The organism is Motilibacter rhizosphaerae, from assembly GCF_004216915.1.
Classification (GTDB): Bacteria; Actinomycetota; Actinomycetes; order Motilibacterales; family Motilibacteraceae; genus Motilibacter; species Motilibacter rhizosphaerae.
In genome coordinates this window covers 1,016,769-1,038,798 of record NZ_SGXD01000002.1, presented here as the reverse complement: position 1 = coordinate 1,038,798, position 22,030 = coordinate 1,016,769, and the positions used below count along the sequence as shown (strand labels likewise).

At 75.0% G+C, this 22,030-nt stretch carries 21 protein-coding genes; 13 read left to right on the top strand and 8 right to left on the bottom strand.

Annotated features, from left to right (window positions below; genetic code table 11):
- The 6 genes from EV189_RS20975 to EV189_RS10300 all read right to left on the bottom strand — a co-directional run bounded on the left by EV189_RS20975 (window position 1) and on the right by EV189_RS10300 (window position 6,772).
- A complete protein-coding gene (locus tag EV189_RS20975) occupies window positions 1-2,949 on the bottom strand; it encodes an ATP-binding protein (protein WP_165400234.1) in 2,949 nt (982 codons plus the stop codon).
- A gap of 59 nt (window positions 2,950-3,008) precedes the next feature.
- On the bottom strand, window positions 3,009-3,203 hold the full coding sequence (locus EV189_RS20175) for a hypothetical protein (RefSeq protein WP_165400233.1): 195 nt from the start codon (window positions 3,201-3,203) through the stop codon (window positions 3,009-3,011).
- Window positions 3,204-3,386: 183 nt separating this feature from the next.
- Window positions 3,387-4,166 (bottom strand): SDR family NAD(P)-dependent oxidoreductase, encoded by a 780-nt coding sequence (locus EV189_RS10315; RefSeq protein ID WP_130492782.1) that lies wholly within the window; start codon window positions 4,164-4,166, stop codon window positions 3,387-3,389.
- An 11-nt stretch (window positions 4,167-4,177) separates the two neighbouring features.
- Window positions 4,178-4,909, bottom strand: coding sequence for a PIG-L deacetylase family protein (locus EV189_RS10310; protein ID WP_130492781.1), 732 nt, complete (start codon window positions 4,907-4,909; stop codon window positions 4,178-4,180).
- Between the two features lie 34 nt (window positions 4,910-4,943).
- On the bottom strand, window positions 4,944-5,798 hold the full coding sequence (locus tag EV189_RS10305; protein WP_130492780.1) for an ABC transporter permease: 855 nt from the start codon (window positions 5,796-5,798) through the stop codon (window positions 4,944-4,946).
- Window positions 5,795-6,772 carry an ATP-binding cassette domain-containing protein gene (locus EV189_RS10300; RefSeq protein ID WP_130492779.1) on the bottom strand — a complete coding sequence of 326 codons (978 nt, stop codon included), beginning with the start codon at window positions 6,770-6,772 and terminating at the stop codon, window positions 5,795-5,797. Before EV189_RS10300 ends, EV189_RS10305 begins: the two co-directional genes overlap by 4 nt.
- A gap of 36 nt (window positions 6,773-6,808) precedes the next feature.
- Between EV189_RS10300 and EV189_RS10295 the strand changes: the two genes are divergently transcribed.
- From EV189_RS10295 to EV189_RS10285, 3 genes are read left to right on the top strand one after another with little or no spacing between them, the layout of a single operon-like run.
- The gene (locus EV189_RS10295; protein WP_130492778.1) at window positions 6,809-7,456 is read left to right on the top strand and encodes a TetR/AcrR family transcriptional regulator C-terminal domain-containing protein; all 648 of its coding nucleotides are present in this window, start codon (window positions 6,809-6,811) and stop codon (window positions 7,454-7,456) included.
- Between the two features lie 12 nt (window positions 7,457-7,468).
- Complete coding sequence (gene pcrA / locus EV189_RS10290; protein ID WP_130492777.1) at window positions 7,469-9,751, top strand: DNA helicase PcrA; 2,283 nt, start codon at window positions 7,469-7,471, stop codon at window positions 9,749-9,751.
- On the top strand, window positions 9,748-10,293 hold the full coding sequence (locus EV189_RS10285; protein WP_130492776.1) for a DinB family protein: 546 nt from the start codon (window positions 9,748-9,750) through the stop codon (window positions 10,291-10,293). The genes pcrA and EV189_RS10285 overlap by 4 nt, the downstream gene beginning before the upstream one ends.
- Before the next feature lie 9 nt (window positions 10,294-10,302).
- Here EV189_RS10285 and EV189_RS10280 read toward each other — a convergent pair whose 3' ends face one another.
- Complete coding sequence (locus EV189_RS10280; protein ID WP_231116250.1) at window positions 10,303-11,070, bottom strand: M23 family metallopeptidase; 768 nt, start codon at window positions 11,068-11,070, stop codon at window positions 10,303-10,305.
- Window positions 11,071-11,341: 271 nt separating this feature from the next.
- On the opposite strand from EV189_RS10280, the gene sucC reads away from it, so the two are divergent.
- The 3 genes from sucC (at window position 11,342) to EV189_RS10265 (ending at window position 14,806) form a co-directional block, all read left to right on the top strand.
- Window positions 11,342-12,541 carry an ADP-forming succinate--CoA ligase subunit beta gene (gene sucC / locus EV189_RS10275; protein WP_130492774.1) on the top strand — a complete coding sequence of 400 codons (1,200 nt, stop codon included), beginning with the start codon at window positions 11,342-11,344 and terminating at the stop codon, window positions 12,539-12,541.
- 7 nt (window positions 12,542-12,548) lie between these two features.
- A complete protein-coding gene (gene sucD / locus EV189_RS10270) occupies window positions 12,549-13,430 on the top strand; it encodes a succinate--CoA ligase subunit alpha (protein WP_130492773.1) in 882 nt (293 codons plus the stop codon).
- A 176-nt stretch (window positions 13,431-13,606) separates the two neighbouring features.
- Window positions 13,607-14,806, top strand: a complete 1,200-nt coding sequence (locus tag EV189_RS10265; protein WP_130492772.1) for a cell division protein PerM — start codon at window positions 13,607-13,609, stop codon at window positions 14,804-14,806.
- Here the strand turns inward: EV189_RS10265 and EV189_RS10260 are convergent, their stop codons facing one another.
- Window positions 14,807-15,394 (bottom strand): hypothetical protein, encoded by a 588-nt coding sequence (locus tag EV189_RS10260; protein WP_130492771.1) that lies wholly within the window; start codon window positions 15,392-15,394, stop codon window positions 14,807-14,809. It abuts the gene before it with no gap.
- A gap of 19 nt (window positions 15,395-15,413) precedes the next feature.
- On the opposite strand from EV189_RS10260, the gene purN reads away from it, so the two are divergent.
- The 7 genes from purN to EV189_RS10225 all read left to right on the top strand — a co-directional run bounded on the left by purN (window position 15,414) and on the right by EV189_RS10225 (window position 21,989).
- Window positions 15,414-16,031 (top strand): phosphoribosylglycinamide formyltransferase, encoded by a 618-nt coding sequence (purN, locus tag EV189_RS10255; RefSeq protein ID WP_130492770.1) that lies wholly within the window; start codon window positions 15,414-15,416, stop codon window positions 16,029-16,031.
- Complete coding sequence (gene purH, locus EV189_RS10250; protein WP_130492769.1) at window positions 16,028-17,587, top strand: bifunctional phosphoribosylaminoimidazolecarboxamide formyltransferase/IMP cyclohydrolase; 1,560 nt, start codon at window positions 16,028-16,030, stop codon at window positions 17,585-17,587. The genes purN and purH overlap by 4 nt, the downstream gene beginning before the upstream one ends.
- Complete coding sequence (locus EV189_RS10245) at window positions 17,584-18,576, top strand: DMT family transporter (protein ID WP_130493001.1); 993 nt, start codon at window positions 17,584-17,586, stop codon at window positions 18,574-18,576. The genes purH and EV189_RS10245 overlap by 4 nt, the downstream gene beginning before the upstream one ends.
- Window positions 18,524-19,396, top strand: a complete 873-nt coding sequence (locus tag EV189_RS10240) for a bifunctional methylenetetrahydrofolate dehydrogenase/methenyltetrahydrofolate cyclohydrolase (protein ID WP_130492768.1) — start codon at window positions 18,524-18,526, stop codon at window positions 19,394-19,396. The genes EV189_RS10245 and EV189_RS10240 overlap by 53 nt, the downstream gene beginning before the upstream one ends.
- Window positions 19,396-19,689: a DUF3017 domain-containing protein gene (locus tag EV189_RS10235; RefSeq protein WP_165400232.1), complete on the top strand. Its 294-nt coding sequence runs from the start codon at window positions 19,396-19,398 to the stop codon at window positions 19,687-19,689. Before EV189_RS10240 ends, EV189_RS10235 begins: the two co-directional genes overlap by 1 nt.
- Before the next feature lie 75 nt (window positions 19,690-19,764).
- Window positions 19,765-20,721, top strand: a complete 957-nt coding sequence (mdh, locus tag EV189_RS10230; protein WP_130492766.1) for a malate dehydrogenase — start codon at window positions 19,765-19,767, stop codon at window positions 20,719-20,721.
- 47 nt (window positions 20,722-20,768) lie between these two features.
- Window positions 20,769-21,989 carry an NADP-dependent isocitrate dehydrogenase gene (locus EV189_RS10225; RefSeq protein ID WP_130492765.1) on the top strand — a complete coding sequence of 407 codons (1,221 nt, stop codon included), beginning with the start codon at window positions 20,769-20,771 and terminating at the stop codon, window positions 21,987-21,989.
- Window positions 21,990-22,030 lie beyond the last annotated feature (41 nt).

The following is a 22,030-nucleotide window of genomic DNA, read 5'->3' as shown; positions in this document are numbered from 1 at the left end:
TCACGACGCGGCCACCGGGAACAGCTGCAGCCGGTGCGCCAGCGCCGCCGCCTCGCCGCGCGAGGACACGCCGAGCTTCGCGAGCAGGTTGGAGACGTGCACGCTCACCGTCTTCGCGCTGATGAACAGCGCCTCGCCGATCTCGCGGTTGCTGCGGCCCGCCGCGACGAGGGCGAGCACCTCGCGCTCGCGCTCGGTGAGGCCGAGCCGGATGAGCGGGTCGGCCGCGTCGACGGCGCCGGCAGCACCGGCTGCCGGGGCGAGCCGGAACGCGGCGGCCACCTCCTCGGCCCGGCGCAGCAGCGGCGCGTAGCCGAGCGCGGTGGCCCGCTCCCGGCAGCGCGCCAGCGCGGCCGTGGCCGTCGCACGGTCGCCGGCGGCGAGGGCTGCCTGGGCGAGGCGCAGGGAGGCGTACGCGACGGTCTCGCGGTCCTCGCCCTCGTCCCAGAGGGCCACGGCCCCGCGCCACTCGTCCACGGCGGCGGCGCCCGCGAGCTCGGCGAGCGCCGTCGCCCGCCACGCCCGCTGCGGGGCCATCGCGGCGGGCTCCTCGGCGATGCGCGCGCGGAGCCGCCGGGTCGCCTCGGCCGCCCGCGCCGTCGCCACGTCGTCGTGCGTCACCGCCGCCCGCGCCGCGAGCGCTGCCGCCGCCCGTGCGCCGACGCCGAGCACCAGCCAGGCCGCGCGCGGGATCTGCCCGGGCCGGGCGAGGGCGAGCGCCTCCTCCGCGGCCGTCAGCGCGGCGGACTCCTCGCCCCTCGCGAGCGCCACCTCCGCGTCGAGCGCCCCGAGCGGCAGGTCGTACTGCAGGCCGGCGTAGCTGCGGGTGAGCATCCCCCGCGCGCGGTCGGCGTCGTGGCCGGCGCCCTCCACGTCACCGCGCCGCACGCGGATGAGCCCGCGCAGGGTGAACAGGCAGATCGCCTGGATGCCGTGGGGGTCCTGCGCGAGCGCGGACGCCACCAGCTCGGCGGCCTCGTCGGCCCGGCCGGCCTCGAGCAGCGCGACGCTGCCGTTGCTGGCGAGGAACGTCCCGTGGGTGCGGGCGAGGCCGAGTCCGCGGGCGAGCTCGACGCCGGCCAGCGCCACGTCGACCGACTCCTGCAGCCGGCCGCAGATCTCCAGGGAGTCCGAGAGGTTGACGCGGACGCGCACCGCGACGTCGGGGTAGACCGCGGGGTCCACCTGGCCGGCGACCTGGCGCAGGACGGCGAGGCCCTCGTCGTCGCGGCCGAGCATGGTGAGGTCGACGCCGAAGGTCACCCGGGCCATGAGCTCGGCGTGCTCGTGGCCGACCTCGCGGGCGACCCGCACGGCCTCTTCCGCCGCCTCGAGCGACAGGGCCCCCTCCGCGCGCATCATGTGGCTGGTCGCGAGGGCCGCGAGCACCTTGGCGCGGGCGGGGGTGTCCTCCTCGGGCAGCAGGGCCCGCGCGCGCAGCAGGTCGTCGAGGTCCGCCGGTCGGGCCATGCTGCGCAGGAGCTGCGCCCGCCGCTCGAGCAGCAGCGCGGTGCGCACGGGCTCGGTCCGCTCGTCCGCCTCGGCGACGGCGGCGTTGGCGAGCTGCAGCCCGCGCGGCAGGTCGCACTGCTTCGCTGCGTCGACGGCCTGCTCGAGCAGCCCCAGGTGGTCGGTCCCGGTCAGCGCCTCGGGGTCCGCGGCGAGCTCCCACTGCTCGAGGGCGAGCTCGAGCAGGCGCAGCTGCTCCGCCGGGGCGTACTGGGCGGCGGCGCGCGCGGCGGCGTCGAGCAGGGCGGGCAGCGCGCGCTCGGGCACGTGGGCACCGCGCCAGTGGTGCGCGAGGACGGCGGCGGCGCGCTCGGCGGGCACGAGGCCGGGGTCGCGCTCCAGCGCCTCGGCGTAGCGCCGGTGCAGCCGGCGGTGCTCGCCGGGCAGGTCGGCGTCGTGCACGGCCTCGCGGACGAGCGAGTGGCGGAACGCGTAGGCCTCGGTCGGCGGGTCCACGACGAGCACGCTCGCCGCGACCGCCTCGCGCAGGGCGGCCAGCAGCGCGTCCTCCGGCAGGTCGGCGACCGCCGCCAGCAGCGGGTGGTCGAGCAGCCGGCCGGCGCCCGCCGCGAGGCGGACGACCGCCTGCGCGGGCGACGAGAGGGCGTGCACGCGGGCGAGCAGCAGGTCGCGCAGCGAGTCGGGGACGGGGCAGTCCTCGACCGTCATCGCCAGCTCCTCGACGAAGAACGGGTTGCCCTCCGAGCGCGAGTAGACGAGGTCGACGCGCTCGGGCGCGACGTCGCCGCCGGACAGCGAGGCCAGCTGCTCGGCGACCTCCCCCCGGGCCAGGCGCGGCAGGTCCACGCGCTCGACCCCGCGCAGCCGCTCGAGCTCCGCGAGCCATCCGCGGACCGGGTGCCCGGGCCGCAGCTCGTCGGTGCGGTAGGTCACCACGAGCAGCAGCCGGGCCCACGTGCCGCGCACGAGGTAGCCGAGCAGCTCGCGCGTCGAGCGGTCGGCCCAGTGGACGTCCTCGATGACGAGCACGAGCGGCGTGCGCGTGGCCGCCCGCTCGACGACCCCGCGCAGCAGCTCGAACAGCTGCCCCCTCCCCAGCTCCCCGGCCGCCGGCGCGGGGGCCGGCCCGAGCTCGGGGACCAGGCGCGCCAGCCCGGCGCGGGCGGGACCGAGCACCCGCTCGACCTCGTCCTCCGGCAGCGCCCGGGCCATCGAGCGCAGGGCCGCGACGACGGGCGCGAAGGCCACGCCGTCCTCACCGAGCTCCACGCAGGCACCCACGAGCACGCGGGCGCCGGCGCGCTCGGCCCGCGGCACGAGCTCCTCGACCAGGCGCGTCTTGCCGATCCCGGCCTCGCCGGCGAGCAGGACCACGCGCGGCTCCCCGCTCACGGCGGCCGCGAGCGCGCCGCCCAGCCGCTCGAGGGCGGGCTCGCGCCCCACCAGGGCCGGGACGCTGCCGCGCTGCTGGGGGACCACGTCGGCAAGGATGCCACCGGCCACCGACAGCACGCCCCTGGCTTTCCGCCCGCCCCGGCTCAGGCGACGATCGCCCGGCCGGCGGCGAGCACCGAGGCGCGACCGAGCGCCACGGCCTCCCGGACCGCGGTCGCGCGGCGCTCGCGGCGCCGGTCCCGCGCCACCCGGCGGACCTGGCCCACCAGGCGCTCCCGCTCGGCGCGTGCGACGAGCTCCTCGTGGCGGCTGCGTGCCAGCTGCTCCTCGACGTACATGTCGTCCGCCTCCTCCGTCGGCGCGCTCGCGCCGGTCTGCGTCGTCCTTCGCAGACCACGGTCGTCCTGAGGGGGGTGGAGGTGCATCGGGCGAACTCCCGAACCCGGGCCTCAGATGCGGGCGCGGGCGCCTCAGCGGGGGAGCTGGCGTCCTCAGGGACCCAGAAGGGAGCGAGGACGGACTCAGAAGCGGCGCGCGGAGGGGCGTCCCTGGCCCCCGTCGACCACGACGTCCGCGCCCGTCACCCACGAGGCGCGCTCGCTGAGGAGGAACACCGCGACGTCGGCGACCTCCTCGACGGTGCCCAGCCGGCCGTACGGCAGCTCCTCGTCGAGGAAGCGCGCGAACTGCTCGGGGTGCTGCTCGCGGAACGAGTCCCAGCCCCCGCCCGGGAACAGGATGCTGCCGGGGCTGAGCGCGTTGACGCGCACGCGGTCCGGGGCCAGCTCCTGCGCGAGCGCCTTCGCCAGCTGGATCTGCGCGGCCTTGGCGACGGAGTACGTCGTCCGCGGCGCGACCCGTCCGCCCGAGCCGTTGATGCTCGTCACGAGCAGGCACGCGCCGCCGCCGCTGCGCCGCAGGTGGGGGAGCGCGGCCTGGACGAGCGCGGCGCTGTGCCCCGCGTTGAGCTGGTACGCGGCGGCGAAGTCCCCGGGCGTGCTGTCGGCGAGGTTGCCGCCCACGGCGCCGCCGGCGTTGGCCACGACGAGGTCGAGCCCGCCGAGCTCGTCGGCGCCGGAGTCGACCGCGGTGCGCAGGGCCTCCGCGTCGGTCACGTCGACGGCGCGGGTCACGACGCGCACTCCCTCCACCCGCTCCGCTGCGGCCGCCAGCGCCTCCGCGCCGCGCGCGAGGAGCAGCAGGTCGACGCCCTCGGCGGCGAGGGCGGTGGCGATGCCGAGGCCGATGCCGCGGCTGCCGCCGGTGACGACGGCGCGCTTCCCGCGCAGTCCCAGATCCATCTAGCGCTCCGTCACGGTGGGCAGACGATCGTGCGGTAGGTCTCGGCGAGCCTGCCGTCGGGCATCCCGAAGGCCTTCGCCGAGGCCGACATCCACTGGCGCAGGAAGCCCTCGAGGTCGGGCATGTGCGCGGTCTGGCTCTCGTGCGCGCGCAGCGCCGCGATCTTGCGGTCGAACTGGTCGGTGACGTCGACCGCGTGGTCGGCGTGCTCGTGGCCCATGAGCCAGAGCTCGCGGACCGTCCAGGCCTCGAGGCCCTCGTCGCGCAGGAGCTCGACGTGGGTGAAGGGGTTGCGGGCGTCGGGGTAGACGCAGTCGACCGTCGCCTCGCCCGCCGCCCGGTGGTCGGGGTGCATGGCCGGCAGGCGGTCCCAGTGGTACTCCGGGCTCGAGGTGATGACCCGCTGCGGGCGCACCTGCCGGATGACCCGGGTGATGTCGCGGCGCAGCTCGAAGCTCGGCTCGAGCCGGCCGTCGGACCAGCCGAGGAAGCGGACGTCGCTGACCCCGACCGCCTTGGCCGCGGCGGTCTGCTCCTCGCGGCGGATCCGGGGGATCTCGCTGCGCGGCACGGCGGGGTCGAAGCCGCCCGCGTCGCCGTCGGTGCAGATGCAGTAAGAGACCTCGACGCCCGCCTGCACGAGCGCGGCGACGGTGCCGGAGACCCCGAAGTCGACGTCGTCCGGGTGGGCGGTCACGACGAGGACGCGCTCGAGCTCCTCGGGGGTCAGCACGGTGGGCACCGGGCCACCCTACGAGCCGGGGGCGCAGCATCCGCTAGTCGGTGCGGGAGAACATCACGCAGGCCACGGCCAGCAGCGCGGCGCCGGTCCCGGCGACGAGCAGGACCTCCAGGGGCACCGGCACCGTCCACCCGCCCCAGCTCACCGGCCGCGCGAGCGGGCTGCCAGCGCCGTGGTGCGGGAGGTCGTGCAGGACGATGCGTCGCATCGCGTCCACGGCGTACGTCATGGGGTTGATGCGGGTCAGCACGACGAGCCACGTCGGCAGCCGTCCGCTCACCGGGAACAGCGAGCCGGACAGGAACATCAGCGGCATCAGCAGCAGCTGCACGCGCGGCATCACCGTCTGCACCTGCTGGACGTCGACGGCGAGCACGAGGCCGAAGGCCGTGATGGCGAAGGCCGTGAGGAACAGCATCGCGAGGCAGCCGAGCAGCAGCCCGGGACGGTACGGCACCCCCACCGTCCCCGCGAGCGCGAGCAGGACGATCCCCTGCAGCGTCGCGACGGACGCCCCGCCCAGGCACTTGCCGACCACGATGCTGCTGCGGCTGATCGGCGCGACCATCATCTCGCGCAGGAAGCCGAACTCCCGGTCCCAGACGATCGAGATCGCGGAGAACACCGCCGTGAACATCACCCCGGTCGTGATCGTGCCGGGGAACAGGAACGTCGAGTACTGCAGCCCGCCCGTCGTGCCCAGCGAAGCGCCGAGCCCCTTGCCGAGGACGAACAGGAAGAGCAGCGGCTGCACCATCGAGGAGACGAGCCGGCTGCGGTCGGTGCGGAAGCGCAGGAGGTCGCGCCGCCACACCACGAGCGCGGCGCGCGCCTCGTGGCGCGGCCCTGAGGCGACAGGGAGGACGGGGGCGACGGCGAGCTGGGTCATCGGGGCCTCCTCGGGCCACGGGGGGCGGCGGCCGCCTGCTTCTCGCTCAGCCGACCGCCGGTGCAGGCGAGGAACACGTCGTCGAGGCTCGGGCGCGAGACGCTGACCGAGCGGATCCGCAGGCCGAGCTCGAACAGCGAGGGCACCACCCGCTCGCCGTCCGGGGCGAGCACGACCAGCGCGTCGCGCTCCTGCACGACCTCGAGGCCGAGCCGCTCCCGGACCACCGCGGCGCTCGCCGCGTCGTCGGAGGTCTGCAGCCGCACCCGGTCGTGCCCGACGCCCGCCTTGAGCTCACCCGGGGTGCCCAGCGCCGCGACCAGTCCCGCGTCGACGATGGCGATGCGGTCGCAGCGCTCGGCCTCGTCCATGTAGTGGGTGGTGAGGAAGACCGTGATCTGCTCCTGGCGGCGGAGCACGTCGATGTAGCGCCACAGCGTCGCCCGGCTCTCGGGGTCGAGGCCGATCGTCGGCTCGTCGAGGAAGAGCACGCGGGGGGAGTGGAGCAGCCCGCGCGCGATCTCGAGCCGGCGCTTCATGCCGCCGGAGAACGTGCGGACGAGGTCGCCCCTCCGGTCGTCCAGCCCGACCATGTCGAGCACGACGTCGCTCCGGCTGCGGACGGTCTGCTTGTCGAGGCCGTAGATCTCCCCGTGGAAGCGGAGGTTCTGCTCCGCCGTGAGGTGCTCGTCGAGCGTCGGCTCCTGGAAGACGAGGCCGATGCTGCGGCGGACGGCACCCCGCTCGCGGACGACGTCGTGCCCGGCGACCCGGGCACTGCCCGTCGTCGGCCGCAGCAGCGTGCAGAGGATCTTGATCGTCGTGGACTTCCCCGCGCCGTTGGGACCCAGGAAGCCGAACAGCTCACCCGACGCGACGGTGAGGTCGATGCCGCGCACCGCCTCGACCTTCTCGTACGCCTTCGTGAGCCCGCGCACCTCGACGGCCGGGCTCTCTAACGCCGTTAGAGTCATGGGGACATGCTGCTCTAACGGCGTTAGGGTGTCAACGTGCCCGTGACCCAGCGCGACGTCGTGAGCGCCGCCCTGGAGCTCATCGACGAGCAGGGGCTCGACGCGCTCACCCTGCGCTCGCTCGCCGGTCGGCTCGGCGTCTCGGCCCCCACGCTCTACTGGCACGTCAAGGACAAGGGCCACCTGCTCGACCTCGTCGCGGAGCAGGCGGGCGAGGAGGTCTTCGGCCAGGAGGGCTCGCGGCGGCAGGAGGGCGAGGCCGTCGACGCCTGGCTCGGCCGCGTCATGCGGCTGCACCGGCGGGCACTGCTGGCGCACCGCGACGGCGCCCGCGTGCTCGCGGGCAACCGCCCGACCGTGGCCTCCCTCCCGCGCATCGAGCAGACGCTCGCGTCGCTCGTCGAGGCCGGGCTCGAGCCGGGGGAGGCGGTGCGGACCATCACGGCGCTCGGGGCCTACGTCATCGGCGACGCGCTCGAGACCCAGCTCGGCGAGGGCCGCAGCCCCGCCGAGGACATGCTGCTCGCGGTGCGCAGCGGCGCGTACCCGCACGTCCTGGCCTCGGCGCAGGAGATGGGCGACGACGAGGAGCGCTTCGAGCACGGCCTGCAGCTCCTCCTGGCCGGACTGCGCGAGCGGCTGCGCGAGCTCGAGGGCAGTCGCACCGTCGGCGGGGCGACCTAGACTCGGGAGGCGATGACGAGCCTGCCCGACGACCTCCTCCTGCCCCTCGACGTGCCCGCCCCGGACGCGCGCCCGGCGGCCCGCCGGCGCGACCCCGAGGAGCTGCTGGAGGGGCTCAACCCGCAGCAGCGCGCGGCGGTCGTGGCCGAGGGGACGCCGGTGCTCATCGTGGCCGGTGCGGGGTCGGGGAAGACCCGCGTGCTCACCCACCGCATCGCGCACCTGCTCGCGGCGCGGGGCGTCCACCCGGGTGCGGTGCTCGCGATCACCTTCACCAACAAGGCCGCCGGGGAGATGAAGGAGCGCGTCGCCGCGCTCGTCGGCCCGCGCGCCAAGGCGATGTGGGTCTCGACGTTCCACTCGGCCTGCGTGCGCATCCTTCGCCGCGAGATCAGCCGCTTCGGGTTCACCTCGAGCTTCTCGATCTACGACGCCGCCGACTCGCAGCGGCTGATGGCGATGGTCTGCCGTGACCTCGACCTCGACCCGAAGCGCTACGCGCCGCGGGGGTTCTCGGCGCAGGTCTCCAACCTCAAGAACGAGCTCGTCGACCACGAGACCTACCGCTCGCGCGCCACGTCGCACCTCGAGGAGGTGCTCGCCGAGGCGTACTCGCTCTACCAGCAGCGGCTGCGCGAGGCCAACGCCCTCGACTTCGACGACCTCATCATGACGACCGTGCACCTGCTCCAGGCGTTCCCCGACGCTGCGGAGCACTACCGGCGCCGCTTCCGCCACGTCCTCGTCGACGAGTACCAGGACACCAACCACGCGCAGTACGCGCTGGTGCGCGAGCTCGTCGGTCCGTCCGGGGGGTCCGTGCCGCCCGCCGAGCTCTGCGTCGTGGGCGACGCGGACCAGTCGATCTACGCCTTCCGCGGGGCGACGATCCGCAACATCCTCCAGTTCGAGGAGGACTACCCCGACGCGCGCACGATCCTGCTGGAGCAGAACTACCGCTCCACGCAGACGATCCTGTCGGCCGCCAACGCCGTCATCGCGCAGAACGTCGGCCGCAAGCCGAAGAACCTCTGGTCGGAGGCGGGGGCGGGCGAGCAGATCGTCGGCTACGTCGCGGACAACGAGCACGACGAGGCGGCCTTCGTCGCCAACGAGGTCGACCGGCTCACCGACGAGGGACTCGCCAGGCCTGCGGACGTCGCGGTCTTCTACCGCACCAACGCCCAGTCCCGGGTGTTCGAGGAGGTGTTCATCCGGGTCGGGCTGCCCTACAAGGTCGTCGGCGGCGTGCGCTTCTACGAGCGCAAGGAGGTCCGCGACGCCCTCGCCTACCTGCGCTACCTCGCCAACCCGGAGGACTCGGTCTCGCTGCGCCGCATCCTCAACACCCCCAAGCGCGGCATCGGTGACCGCGCGGAGGCGTGCGTCCAGGCGCTGGCCGAGCGCGACCGGACGACGTTCAACGCGGCGCTGCTCCGCGCGGAGGAGGCACCCGGCCTCGCCACCCGCTCGCTGTCGAACATCCAGGAGTTCAACCGGACCATCGAGTCCCTCCGCACCCTCGTGGAGGCCGGCACCGAGCCCGCCGAGGTGCTCGAGGCGGCGCTCGAGCAGACCGGCTACCTGCGCGAGCTGCAGGCCTCGCTCGACCCGCAGGACCAGACGCGCCTCGAGAACCTCCAGGAGTTCGTCGCCGTCGCACGGGAGTACGCCACCGCCAGCCCCGAGGGCGGCCTCGTCGGCTTCCTCGAGCAGGTCTCGCTCGTGGCCGACGCCGACCAGATCCCCGACGCGGACGACGGCACCGGGGTCGTCACGCTGATGACGCTGCACACGGCGAAGGGGCTGGAGTTCCCCGTGGTGTTCCTCACTGGCATGGAGGACGGCGTCTTCCCGCACATGCGCTCGCTGGCCAACGACAAGGAGCTCGAGGAGGAGCGGCGCCTCGCGTACGTCGGCATCACCCGCGCCCGCGAGCGGCTCTACCTCTCCCGCGCGCTCGTGCGCAGCGCGTTCGGCGCCCCGTCGTACAACCCCGCGTCGCGCTTCCTCGACGAGGTGCCGGCCGCGCTGCTCGACTGGCAGCGGGTGGAGTCGAGCCGCTCGGCCCCGCCCGCGATCGCGGTGGCCGCCGCCCGGCCGACGGCGAAATCCCCTGGCAACAGGTCGGTCGTGTCCCTCATGATCGGCGACAAGGTCACCCACGACGCCTTCGGGCTCGGGACCGTCGTCGCCACCGCCGGCGTCGCCGAGAAGGCCGAGGCCACCATCGACTTCGGAGCCGCGGGCACCAAGCGCCTGCTGCTCCGCTACGCCCCCGTGGAGAAGCTGTGAGCGCGAGCGCCGCCGACACCATCGTCCCGGACGACAAGGACTGGACCTGGGTCCTCGACGGCCCCTGCCCCGAGTGCGGGTTCGACGCCCGGACCCTGCACGGCCGTGACGTCGCCGCGCAGCTGCCCGGGCTCGCCGACCGCTACGCCGCCGCTCTCGAGCGGCCCGGCGCCGCGGTGCGCACGCTGCCCGGCACCTGGTCGGTCCTCGAGTACGCCTGCCACGTGCGCGACGTCTTCCGCATCTTCTCCGAGCGGGCCGCGCTGGTGCTCGCGGAGGACGGCGCGCGCTTCGCCAACTGGGACCAGGACGCGACGGCCCTGGAGCAGGACTACGCGGGCCAGGTGCCCGCTCGGGTGCGGGAGGAGCTGCTGGAGGCGGCGCGGGCGGCCGAGCAGCGCTGGGCCTCCGTGCCCGAGGACGCCTGGGAGCGCCGCGGGCTGCGCAGCAACGGGTCGGTCTTCACCCTCGACTCGCTGGGCCGCTACTTCCTCCACGACGTCGTGCACCACGTGCACGACGTCGAACGCCAGGCGCTGTAGCGGGAGGGCTCAGACCTCGACGCCGTGGGCGCGCAGCCACGGCATGGGGTCGACCGGCTGGTCCGGCGTGGGTCGCACCTCGAGGTGGAGGTGCGGCCCGGTCGTGTTGCCGGTGGCACCGACGCGGCCGATCTCCTCGCCCGTCGTGACCTTGTCGCCGGGGGAGACGAGGAACGCCGAGAGGTGGCAGTACCACGTCTGCGTGCCGTCGGCGTGCTGCAGGACGATCTTGTTGCCGTAGGCCCCGTCGCGCTGCGCGGAGACGACCACCCCCGCGCCGACGGCGTGGACGGGCGTCCCGGTGGGCGCGGCGAAGTCCTGGCCGGTGTGGCCGTGGGACCACAGCCCGCCGCCCTCGCCGAAGTGCGCGGTGAGCGTGTAGCGGTCGACCGGCTTGACCCACTGGGGGGTCGCGACCGCGTCCTGCAGGGCGATGCGCGCGGCGCTGCGGGAGGCCCGCTGCCGCGCGGTCGACCTCGCCTTCGCCGCAGGGGCGGTGAAGCGGGAGCCCGCGGTCGCGGCGCCGGCGGCCTGCGCCTGGACGGCGCTCGCCGCGGCGGCGAGCTCGGTCGGCGTGGGGCCCGGCTCCGGGGAGGTCCGGTGCACGGCGGCGTCGCGGGTGCTGCCGAGCGCGGTCGTCGGGGAGAACCACGCCGCTGCGGCGGTGGCGAGCACCGCGGTGCCCACGAGGACCGGCGGGGAGGGGTGCGTGGAGGACGCGGCGCGGTGCTTGCCGGGACGCCGGTGCTTGCCGGCGGAGCGACGACGCGCAGCCACGGACCGTCCTCCCGGGGAGCAGGTGGGCGCTGGGTCCCCGAGCGGGGCAGCGGAGCCCCACCCTATCGGCCGCAGCGGGGTGGGCGACACCCGTTCCCGGGAACGGGTCAGGCCGCCCGCGGCCGGACCGCGCAGCACGGCGACGGGCGACGGCGGGCCCCGCGAGCCGGGGCCACGGGAGCCCGTCGGCCGCCGTGCCGCGCCACGAACTACCCTTCCCTCGGACGAGCGGTGCGCCCGGCGCACCCACGACGACGACGGACGGAGGCCTGTGGACCTCTTCGAGTTCCAGGCGAGAGACCTCTTCGAGGCGCACGGGGTCCCCGTGCTCGACGGTGCCGTGGCGCAGACGCCGGAGGAGGCCCGCGCGGCCGCCGAGCGGCTGGGCGCCGGGGTCGACGGCGGCAGGGTGGTCGTCAAGGCGCAGGTCAAGACCGGTGGCCGCGGCAAGGCGGGGGGCGTGAAGCTCGCCGACTCGGTGGACGACGCGCACGACAAGGCCGGGCAGATCCTCGGCATGGACATCAAGGGCCACACCGTGCACCGCGTCATGCTGGCGCCGGCGGCCGCGATCGCGGAGGAGTACTACTTCTCCGTCCTGCTCGACCGCTCCAACCGCACCTTCCTGGCGATGGCCTCCGTCGAGGGCGGCATGGAGATCGAGGAGGTCGCCGCCACCAAGCCCGAGGCGCTGGCCAAGGTCGCCATCGACCCGCTGACGGGGATCACCCCCGAGGTCGCGCAGGGCATCGTCGCGCAGGCCGCCTTCCCGGCCGAGGTCGCCGACCAGGTCGCCTCGGTCATCGAGCGGCTCTGGGACGTCTTCGTCTCCGAGGACGCCACGCTGGTCGAGGTCAACCCGCTGGTGAAGACCGGTGACGGCCGCGTCGTCGCGCTCGACGGCAAGGTGACCCTCGACGAGAACGCCGGCTTCCGGCACCCGGGACACGGCGAGCTGGCGGACACTGCCGCCGCCGACCCGCTGGAGCAGCGGGCCAAGGAGAAGCACCTCAACTACGTCAAGCTCGACGGCGAGGTCGGCATCATCGGCAATGGCGCGGGCCTCGTCATGAGCACCCTCGACGTGGTCGCGTACGCCGGCGAGGCGTTCGGCGGGGTGAAGCCGGCCAACTTCCTCGACATCGGCGGCGGCGCCTCGGCCGAGGTCATGGCCAACGGGCTGGAGATCATCCTGTCCGACCCGGCCGTGCGCAGCGTGTTCGTCAACGTCTTCGGCGGCATCACCGCCTGCGACGCCGTCGCCAACGGCATCGTCAGCGCGCTCGCGCTGCTGGAGTCCCGCGGCGAGGAGGTCACCAAGCCCCTCGTCGTGCGCCTCGACGGCAACAACGCGGAGGAGGGCCGGCGCATCCTCACGGAGGCGGCGCACCCGCTGGTCACCCTCGTCGACACCATGGACGACGCCGCGCGCCGCGCGGCCGAGCTGGCCGCAACGGCCCAGGGAGCCTGACACCCCGATGGCGATCTTCCTCACCGAGAACAGCAGGATCCTGGTCCAGGGCATCACCGGCTCCGAGGGCCTGAAGCACACCCGGCGCATGCTCGCGTCTGGCGCGACGGTCGTCGGCGGCACCAACCCGCGCAAGGCCGGCACCACGGTCGACGTGGACGGGACCGCCCTGCCCGTCTTCGCGACCGTCGCCGAGGGCATGGGCGCCACAGGCGCCGACGTCACCGTGATCTTCGTGCCGCCGGCCGGCACGAAGGCCGCCGTCCACGACGCCGTCGACGCGGGCATCCCGCTCGCCGTCGTCATCACCGAGGGCGTCCCGGTCCACGACACTGCCGAGTTCTTCGCCTACGCGCAGAGCAAGGGCACCACGCGGATCATCGGCCCGAACTGCCCCGGCATCATCAGCCCCGGCAAGTCCAACGCCGGCATCATCCCGGCCGACATCACGCCGCCCGGCCGCATCGGCCTGGTCAGCAAGAGCGGCACGCTGACCTACCAGATGATGTACGAGCTGCGGGACTTCGGCTTCTCCACCGCCATCGGCATCGGCGGCGACCCGGTCATCGGCACCACGCACATCGACGCGCTCCAGGCCTTCCAGGACGACCCGGAGACCGAGGCGATCGTCATGATCGGCGAGATCGGCGGCGACGCCGAGGAGCGGGCCGCGGCCTTCATCGCCGCCAACGTCACCAAGCCGGTCGTCGGCTACGTCGCGGGCTTCACCGCCCCCGAGGGCAAGACGATGGGCCACGCCGGCGCGATCGTCTCCGGCTCCGCCGGCACCGCGCAGGCGAAGAAGGAGGCCCTCGAGGCCGCCGGCGTCCGCGTCGGCAAGACCCCGAGCGAGACCGCGCGGCTCATGCGCGAGCTGCTCAAGGGCTGACCTCCTGCTCCCTCGACGGGCCGGGACGCTGCGGCGTCCCGGCCCGTCGGCGCGCCTGCCCTGACGCGCAGCCCCGGAGCCCCTGCCCTCACGTCCCGCCGGGCCTGCCGCCCCGACACGCCGAGGGCGGCGCGGGAGCCCCGGCTGGGCCGTCCCGGCGGGAGACCATCGTCGCGATGTCCACGCTGCTCGACCCCCGCACCCGCCGGCCCGTCCCCGCGCCGCCGGGCCCGCGCCGCCACCCGGGCCGGGCCGCCGTGCTCTGCACCGTCGCCGTGCTCCGCAGCGCACTGCTGACCTGGCTGCCGCTGGCCGTCCTCGTGCTCGTCGGCTGGGCGACGACCGCCGGCGGCTCGTCGGCGGGGCAGGCCGTCCGCACCACGGCGTACGCGTGGCTGCTGTCCCAGGGTGCGCCGCTCCACCTCGCCTCCGGGCGACTGGCCCTGTGGCCGCTCGGCCTCGCGCTGCTGCCGGCGGCCGCGACGGCGTCCAGCACGACCCGGCTCGTCCGCGCGCTCGGCGCGCGCAGCCTGCGGGCGGCGGCCGTCCCGCTCGCCGCGGTCGTCCTCGGGACGGCGGCCCTGGCGGTGCTGGTCGCCGCGGCCACCGCCGTCCACGACGTCTCCGCCCCTCCCGCGCTCGCCGCGCTGAGGGCGGCCCTGCTCGCGGTCCCGGCGGTCCTCGTCGGAGCGGCCCGCGCGCTGCGCCGCCGGCCCGGCGCCCTGCCCGTCATGCCGCTGCGCGCGGGCCTCGTGCTCCTCGGGGCGGTGTCCTGCGCGGTGGCGCTGCTCGGGGCGTCGGCCGGCCTGCTCGCGCTCGACCTGCTGGTCCGGCTCGGCGAGGGCGCGGCCGCGGCGCAGAGCCTGCACGCCGGGCCGGTCGGGGGCTTGCTGCTGCTCGCCGGGCAGGTCGCGCTGCTCCCCGACGCGGTCGTCTGGACGGCGGCGTTCTGCCTCGGGCCGGGCTTCGCCGTCGGCACCGGGACCAGCGTCTCGCCGTCCGGCGTGCACCTCGGGGCCCTGCCCGACCTGCCGCTGCTCACCGCGCTGCCCTCGGCAGGGGGCGTCCCCGCGCTGGTGCGGCTGCTCGTCGTGCTGCTGCCGGTCGGTGCGGGCGTGCTCGGCGGTGCCGTCGTCGCGCGCCGTGCCCCCCGCTCGTACGCCGTCGACGCGACCGCCGTCGTCGCGGGCGCCGGTGGCGCCGTGGCGGGGCTGCTGCTCGGCCTGCTCGCGGCCCTGTCCAGCGGAGCGGCCGGGGACGAGCGGCTCCAGGTCCTCGGCCCCTCGCCGGTCGCCGTCGCGCTCGCCGCGGCGACCGAGCTCGCGCTCGTCGCGGCGTGCACCGCCTGGGTGCTGCGGGCGCGCCAGCGGAGCTAGCTAGCGCCGCGGCCCGAGCCCGCCGAGCACGGGGGAGCGGCTGAAGTCGCGCTCGCAGACCTGCTGCGCGGTGTGGGTCTGCGCGCGGTCGAGGCAGGCGCGGTAGTCGCGGTACTCCGGCAGCCGCGCCACGAGCAGCAGGGTGAGCGACACCAGCGTCAGCCCGGCCCCCATCGCGGCCGCGGTGATCGCCACTCCCATGCCGTGCGAGCTGCGCCGTGCGGCACGCACGGCGAGCGCGCCGAGGACCGCGGAGCCGAGGCCGAACGCGAGGCCGACGGCGGGGTCGAAGACCGTGAGCAGCCCGAGGGCCCCCAGCAGGATGCCGGTCCGCGCCTCGGGGCCGACGTCCGCACTGCCGTCGCTGCCGCTCGCCGGCCGGCGCGGCGCGCCGCTCGTCCGGTGCTGCCCCGTGCGGTGCTGCCCGGATTGGTGCTGGCCGGTCCGCTGCGGGCCGCCCGCCGGCGGAGCTGCCCAGGGCGACGGCGCTGCCGGTGGCCGCGCGGGCGCGCCCGGCTGCCCCGCCTGGGAGCCCTCGGGAGGCGGGGCCCAGGGATCGGCAGGCGGGTTCTCGTGCTGGTCGGCCACGCCGCTATGGTGACGGCTGATGGCACCGACAGCGATACCGGCACGAGTCGTGGTCCTCGTGTCGGGGTCGGGCACGCTGCTCCAGGCGCTGCTCGACGCCGGCGAGGACGAGCTCGGCGCGCAGCTCGTCGCCGTGGGCGCCGACCGCGAGGGCATCGAGGGGCTGCGCCGCGCCGACCGCGCGGGAGTGCCGACCTTCGTCGTCCCGCCGGCCGACTTCCCCGACCGCCGGGCCTGGGACGTCGCGCTCGCGGAGGCCACCGCGGCGTACGCGCCGGCCCTGGTCGTCTCCGCAGGCTTCATGCGCATCCTCGGCCGCGACTTCCTGGCCCGCTTCCCCGACCGCGTCGTCAACACCCACCCCGCGCTGCTGCCGAGCTTCCCCGGGGCGCACGCGGTCCGCGACGCGCTCGCCTACGGCGTCCGCGTCACCGGCAGCACCGTCCACCTCGTCGACGAGGGCGTCGACACCGGCCCCGTGCTGGCCCAGGAGGCCGTGCCGGTCGAGGACGGCGACGACGAGGCGAGGCTGCACGAGCGCATCAAGACCGTGGAGCGTCGGCTGCTCGTCGACGTCGTGGGCCGCCTCGCGCGGTCCGAGTGGTCCGTCGAGGGCCGGAAGGTGAGGTTCGCATGACCGAGCAGCGCAGGCCCGTACGCCGTGCCCTGGTCAGCGTCTACGACAAGACCGGGCTCGACGAGCTGGCGCGCGGGCTGCACGAGGCCGGCGTCGAGATCGTCTCCACCGGCTCGACCGCCGCCCGCATCGCCGCCGACGGCATCCCCGTGACCCGCGTGGAGGAGCTGACCGGCTTCCCCGAGACCCTCGACGGGCGGGTCAAGACGCTGCACCCGCGCGTCCACGCGGGGATCCTCGCCGACCTGCGCAAGGCCGAGCACGAGGCGGAGCTCGCCGAGCTCGGGATCGCGCCGTTCGAGCTCGTCGTCGTCAACCTCTACCCGTTCCGCCAGACGGTCCTGTCGGGCGCGAGCCCCGACGAGTGCGTGGAGCAGATCGACATCGGCGGCCCGGCCATGGTCCGCGCCGCGGCGAAGAACCACCCCTCGGTGGCCGTGGTCGTCAACCCCGAGCGCTACCCGGAGGTGCTCGACATCGTCCGCGACGGCGGCTCGACCCTCCACCAGCGCCAGCGGCTGGCCGTCGAGGCGTTCGCCCACACCGCGGGCTACGACATCGCCGTGGCGTCGTGGATGGGCAACGTGCTCGTGCCGACGGACGACGGCAGCGGGTTCCCGGCGTGGACCGCGGGCAGCTGGGAGCGCGGGGAGGTGCTGCGCTACGGCGAGAACCCCCACCAGCGCGCGGCGGTCTACCGCCACTGGCGCCCGGGCCTCGCCCACGCCGAGCAGCTCGGCGGCAAGGCGATGTCGTACAACAACTACGTCGACACCGACGCCGCCTGGCGCGCGGCGCACGACCACGAGCAGCCCGCCGTCGCGATCATCAAGCACGCGAACCCCTGCGGCATCGCGGTGGGCGCCGACATCGCCGAGGCGCACCGCAAGGCGCACGCGTGCGACCCGGTCTCGGCCTACGGCGGCGTCATCGCGACCAACCGGCCCGTCACCGCGGCGCTCGTCCGCCAGCTCGAGGGCGTCTTCACCGAGGTGCTCGCGGCGCCGGCGTTCGACGACGAAGCGCTGGACCTGCTGGCCGGCAAGAAGAACCTCCGCGTGCTGCGGGTGCCGGCGAGCACCGCTCCCGATCCCGTCGAGGTCCGTCCCATCAGCGGCGGACTGGTCATGCAGACCGTCGACCGGCTCCAGGCCGAAGGCGACAACCCGGTCAGCTGGCGCCTGGTGGCCGGCGACCCCGTCGACGAGGCGACGCTGGCGGACCTCGCGTTCGCGTGGCGCGCCTGCCGCACGGTGAAGTCCAACGCGATCCTGCTCGCGTCCGGCGGCGCCTCGGTCGGCGTCGGCATGGGCCAGGTCAACCGCGTCGACTCGTGCCGGCTCGCGGTCGCCCGCGCGGGCGAGCGGGCGCGGGGCGCGGTGGCGGCGTCCGACGCGTTCTTCCCGTTCGCCGACGGGCTCGAGGTGCTCATCAGCGGCGGCGTGCGCGCTGTCGTCCAGCCGGGCGGCTCGATCCGCGACGAGGAGGTCTTCGCGGCCGCCGCGGAGGCCGGCGTGGCGATGTACGTCACCGGCTCGCGGCACTTCTTCCACTGAGCGGGGGGCCGCCCCGGCCACTGGCCCTCGGGCTCGCGGTCGCCTCAGGCGCGGTGCTCGCGGTGCAGTCCCGGATCAACGGCACGCTGGGCCAGCGCCTCCACGACGGCGTCTCCGCGGCGGGGATCAGCTTCGGCAGCGGGCTGCTGGTCCTCGCGGTGGTGGTCCTCGGCACGCCGCGCGGGCGGTCGGGGCTCCGGCGGCTGCGGACCGCGCTGCTCGAGGGCGGCATCCGCTGGTGGCAGTGCGTGGGCGGCGCGCTGGGCGCGGCGTTCGTCGTCGTGCAGTCGGTCGCGGTCCCGCTCGTGGGGGTCGCGCTCTACTCGGTCGCGGTGGTCGCTGGCCAGACCGCGAGCAGCGCCGCCGTCGACCGGGCGGGCCTCAGCCCCAGCGGCCGCGCCCCCGTCACGCTCCCGCGGCTGGTCGCCGCCGCGCTCGCGGTGGTCGCCGTGCTCGTCGCCGGCTCCGGCGGGCTGGGCAGGGGCGGGCACAGCGCGGTCCTCGTGGCGTCCGTCGCCGCCGGCGCCACCCTCGCCGTGCAGCTCGCCGTCAACGGCCACGTCGGGCGCGCGTCGGGCCAGCCGCTGGTCGCCGCGCTCGTGAACTTCGCCGTGGGCGGTGTCGCGCTCGCCCTGGTCCTGGCCGTACGGGCGCTCGTCGGAGCCGCGGCGAGCGGGGCGCTGCCGGGGGAGCCGCAGCTCTACCTCGGCGGCGTGCTCGGGATCGTCACCATCGCGGTGGGCGCCCTCGTCGTCCGGCCCCTGGGCGTGCTCGTGCTGGGGCTGTGCTCGGTCCTCGGGCAGCTGACCGGCAGCCTCGTCGTCGACGCCGTGGTCCCGACCCCTGGGCACGAGCTCGGCTGGCGCAGCGTCGCGGGCTGCGCGATCACCGCGGTGGCGGTCGTGGTGGGGTCGCGGCGTGGAAGGATGGGCGCTCGTGACGGCGACGATCCTCGACGGCAAGGCGACCGCAGCGGCGATCCGGGCTGAGCTCCGGGAGCGGGTGGACGCGCTCCGTGCGCGGGGCGTCGTCCCCGGCCTCGGGACCGTGCTCGTCGGCGAGGACCCGGGCAGCGCGGCGTACGTCGCCGGCAAGCACCGCGACTGCGCCGAGGTCGGCATCACGAGCATCGAGCGCCAGCTCCCGGCGACCGCCACCCAGACCGAGGTCGAGGCGACCGTCGCCGAGCTCAACGCCGACCCGGCGTGCTCGGGCTACATCGTCCAGCTGCCGTTGCCGCGCGGGCTGGACGAGCAGCGCGTGCTGGGGCTGATGGACCCCGAGAAGGACGCCGACGGCCTCCACCCGGTCAACCTGGGCAAGCTCGTCCTCATGCAGGAGGCGCCGCTGCCCTGCACCCCCCGCGGCTGCCTCGAGCTGCTCCACCGCTACGGCGTCCCGACCGCCGGCGCGGAGGTCGTGGTCGTGGGCCGCGGGGTGACCGCCGGGCGCCCGATGGGGCTGCTGCTCACCCGCCGCACGGAGAACGCCACCGTGACGACGTGCCACACCGGCACCAAAGATCTCGCCGCGCACGTGCGGCGCGCCGACGTCGTCATCGCGGCGGCGGGCGTCCCCGGCCTGCTCACGGCCGACATGGTCAAGCCGGGCGCGGCCGTGCTCGACGTCGGCATCACGCGGGTGGTCGGCCCTGACGGGAAGGGCCGCTACACCGGTGACGTCGCCCCTGAGGTGCGCGAGGTCGCCGGGTGGCTGGCGCCGATGCCGGGCGGGGTCGGGCCGATGACCCGGGCGATGCTGCTGAGCAACGTCGTCGAGGCCGCCGAGCGCGCGCTCGCCGACCGGTAGTGCGCCACGCGTCGCGCACCCCCCGCTGGCTCGGGGAGTGGCCGACGGTCCTCGTGCTCGGCGTCGCCGCTGCGGGGGTGCTGCTGGTCGCGCTGCCGGGGGTGGCGCTGCGGCTGGCGCTCGAGGTCCTGGCTGCCGCCCCGGCGCTCGGGGCCGTGCTGCGGGCGGTGCTGCCGTCCGCGCGCGCGGGGCTGCTGCGCGTACGCGCTCGTGCGGTCGACGTCGTCCTGCTCGCGGCGGCGGCGGTCGGCGTCCTGGCCCTCGTGCTCGCGACCCCCACCAGCGGGCGCTGAGCCTGCGGGGATAGCCTGCCGGACGGATCCGGACCAGTCCCCGCGGGGGACGGACGAGAGCAAGGGAGTGCCAAGGTGGCGCGCAGTGGCAAGGTGACGGTGGTCGGTGCGGGCTTCTACGGCTCGACGACCGCCCTGCGTCTCGCGGAGTACGACGTCCTCGACGAGGTCGTCCTCACCGACGTGGTGGAGGGCAAGGCCGAGGGCCTCGCCCTCGACATGAACCAGTCCCGCCCGGTCGAGGGCTTCGAGACGAAGGTCACCGGCGCCACCACGGGCACCGACGGCTCGGGCTACGAGGTCATCGCGGGCTCGGACGTCGTCGTCATCACCGCCGGCCTGCCGCGCAAGCCGGGCATGAGCCGCATGGACCTCATCGAGACCAACGCCAAGATCGTGCGCTCGGTCGCGGAGAACGTCGCCCGCCACGCCCCGGAGGCCGTGGTCATCGTCGTGTCCAACCCGCTCGACGAGATGACCGCGCTGGCGCAGCTCGCCACGGGCTTCCCGAAGTCCCGCGTGCTCGGCCAGGCCGGCATGCTCGACACCGCGCGCTTCACCAACAACGTGGCGGAGGAGCTCGGGGTCCCGGTCGGCTCGGTCCGCACGCTGACGCTCGGCTCGCACGGCGACACGATGGTGCCGGTGCCCAGCCGCTCGAGCGTCGACGGCAAGCCGCTCGCCGAGGTGCTCCCGCAGGACCGCATCGACGCGCTCGTCGACCGCACCCGCAACGGCGGTGCCGAGGTCGTCGCGCTGCTGAAGACCGGCTCGGCCTATTACGCGCCGTCCGCCGCGGCCGCGCGCATGGCGCGCGCGGTCATCGAGGACTCCGGCGCGGTCATGCCCGTCTGCGCCTGGGTCGAGGGCGAGCACGGCATCTCCGGGGTCTACCTCGGGGTGGAGGCCGAGATCGGCGCCGGCGGCGTGAAGCGCGTCGTCGAGACCGAGCTCACCGAGTCCGAGCTCGCCGCGCTCAAGGAGGCCGCCGAGGCGGTCAGGGCCAAGCAGGCCGACGTCAAGGACCTCTGAGCCACGCGGCTCGCTGACCACAGAAGCACCCGAAGGAGAGCGCCCGCATGGCGAAGATCAAGGTCCAGAACCCGGTCGTCGAGCTCGACGGCGACGAGATGACGCGGATCATCTGGCAGTCCATCAAGGACTCGCTGATCCTGCCGTACCTCGACGTCGACCTGCAGTACTTCGACCTCGGCATCGAGCACCGGGACGCCACCGACGACCAGGTGACGATCGACGCCGCGAACGCCATCAAGCAGCACGGCGTGGGCGTGAAGTGCGCGACCATCACGCCGGACGAGGCACGGGTCGAGGAGTTCGGCCTGAAGAAGATGTGGAAGTCGCCCAACGGCACCATCCGCAACATCCTCGGCGGCGTCATCTTCCGCGAGCCGATCATCATGCAGAACGTCCCGCGCCTGGTGCCGGGCTGGACCAAGCCGATCGTCATCGGCCGTCACGCCTTCGGCGACCAGTACCGCGCGACCGACCTCAAGGTGCCCGGCGAGGGGACCCTGACGCTGAGCTTCACGCCGAAGGACGGCGGCGAGCCGATCCAGCTCGACGTCTACGACTTCCCGAGCGGCGGCGTCGCGCTCGCGATGTACAACCTCGACGACTCGATCCGCGACTTCGCCCGCGCCTCGATGCGCTACGGGCTCGACCGCGGCTACCCCGTCTACCTCTCGACGAAGAACACGATCCTCAAGACCTACGACGGCCGCTTCAAGGACATCTTCGCCGAGGTCTACGAGGCGGAGTTCAAGGCGGACTTCGAGGCCGCGGGCATCACCTACGAGCACCGGCTCATCGACGACATGGTCGCCGCGGCGCTCAAGTGGGAGGGCGGCTACGTCTGGGCGTGCAAGAACTACGACGGCGACGTCCAGTCGGACACCGTCGCGCAGGGCTTCGGCTCGCTCGGCCTCATGACGAGCGTGCTGCTCACCCCGGACGGCCGCACCGTCGAGGCGGAGGCCGCGCACGGCACCGTCACCCGGCACTACCGCCAGCACCAGCAGGGCAAGCCGACGTCCACCAACCCGATCGCCTCGATCTTCGCGTGGACCCGCGGCCTGCAGCACCGCGGCAAGCTCGACAGCACCCCCGAGGTCACGGCCTTCGCCGACGACCTCGAGAAGGTCTGCATCGAGACCGTCGAGGGTGGCCAGATGACCAAGGACCTCGCGCTGCTCATCGGCAAGGACCAGCCCTGGCTCACCACGCAGGACTTCCTCGCCGCGCTCGACGAGAACCTCCAGCGCAAGCGCGCCAGCGCCTGACGCTGCCCACGCCCTGACGACGGCCCCCGCGACCTCCCGCG

Bases quoted from the DNA above. Each gene is read 5' to 3' on its own strand.
- sucD (WP_130492773.1), top strand. From the start codon at position 12,549: ATGGCGATCTTCCTCACCGAGAACAGCAGGATCCTGGTCCAGGGCATC.
- EV189_RS20175 (WP_165400233.1), bottom strand. From the start codon at position 3,203: ATGTACGTCGAGGAGCAGCTGGCACGCAGCCGCCACGAGGAGCTCGTC.
- purH (WP_130492769.1), top strand. From the start codon at position 16,028: ATGACCGAGCAGCGCAGGCCCGTACGCCGTGCCCTGGTCAGCGTCTAC.
- purN (WP_130492770.1), top strand. From the start codon at position 15,414: ATGGCACCGACAGCGATACCGGCACGAGTCGTGGTCCTCGTGTCGGGG.
- EV189_RS10225 (WP_130492765.1), top strand. From the start codon at position 20,769: ATGGCGAAGATCAAGGTCCAGAACCCGGTCGTCGAGCTCGACGGCGAC.
- EV189_RS10265 (WP_130492772.1), top strand. From the start codon at position 13,607: ATGTCCACGCTGCTCGACCCCCGCACCCGCCGGCCCGTCCCCGCGCCG.
- EV189_RS10300 (WP_130492779.1), bottom strand. From the start codon at position 6,772: ATGACTCTAACGGCGTTAGAGAGCCCGGCCGTCGAGGTGCGCGGGCTC.
- EV189_RS10305 (WP_130492780.1), bottom strand. From the start codon at position 5,798: ATGACCCAGCTCGCCGTCGCCCCCGTCCTCCCTGTCGCCTCAGGGCCG.
- EV189_RS10315 (WP_130492782.1), bottom strand. From the start codon at position 4,166: ATGGATCTGGGACTGCGCGGGAAGCGCGCCGTCGTCACCGGCGGCAGC.
- pcrA (WP_130492777.1), top strand. From the start codon at position 7,469: ATGACGAGCCTGCCCGACGACCTCCTCCTGCCCCTCGACGTGCCCGCC.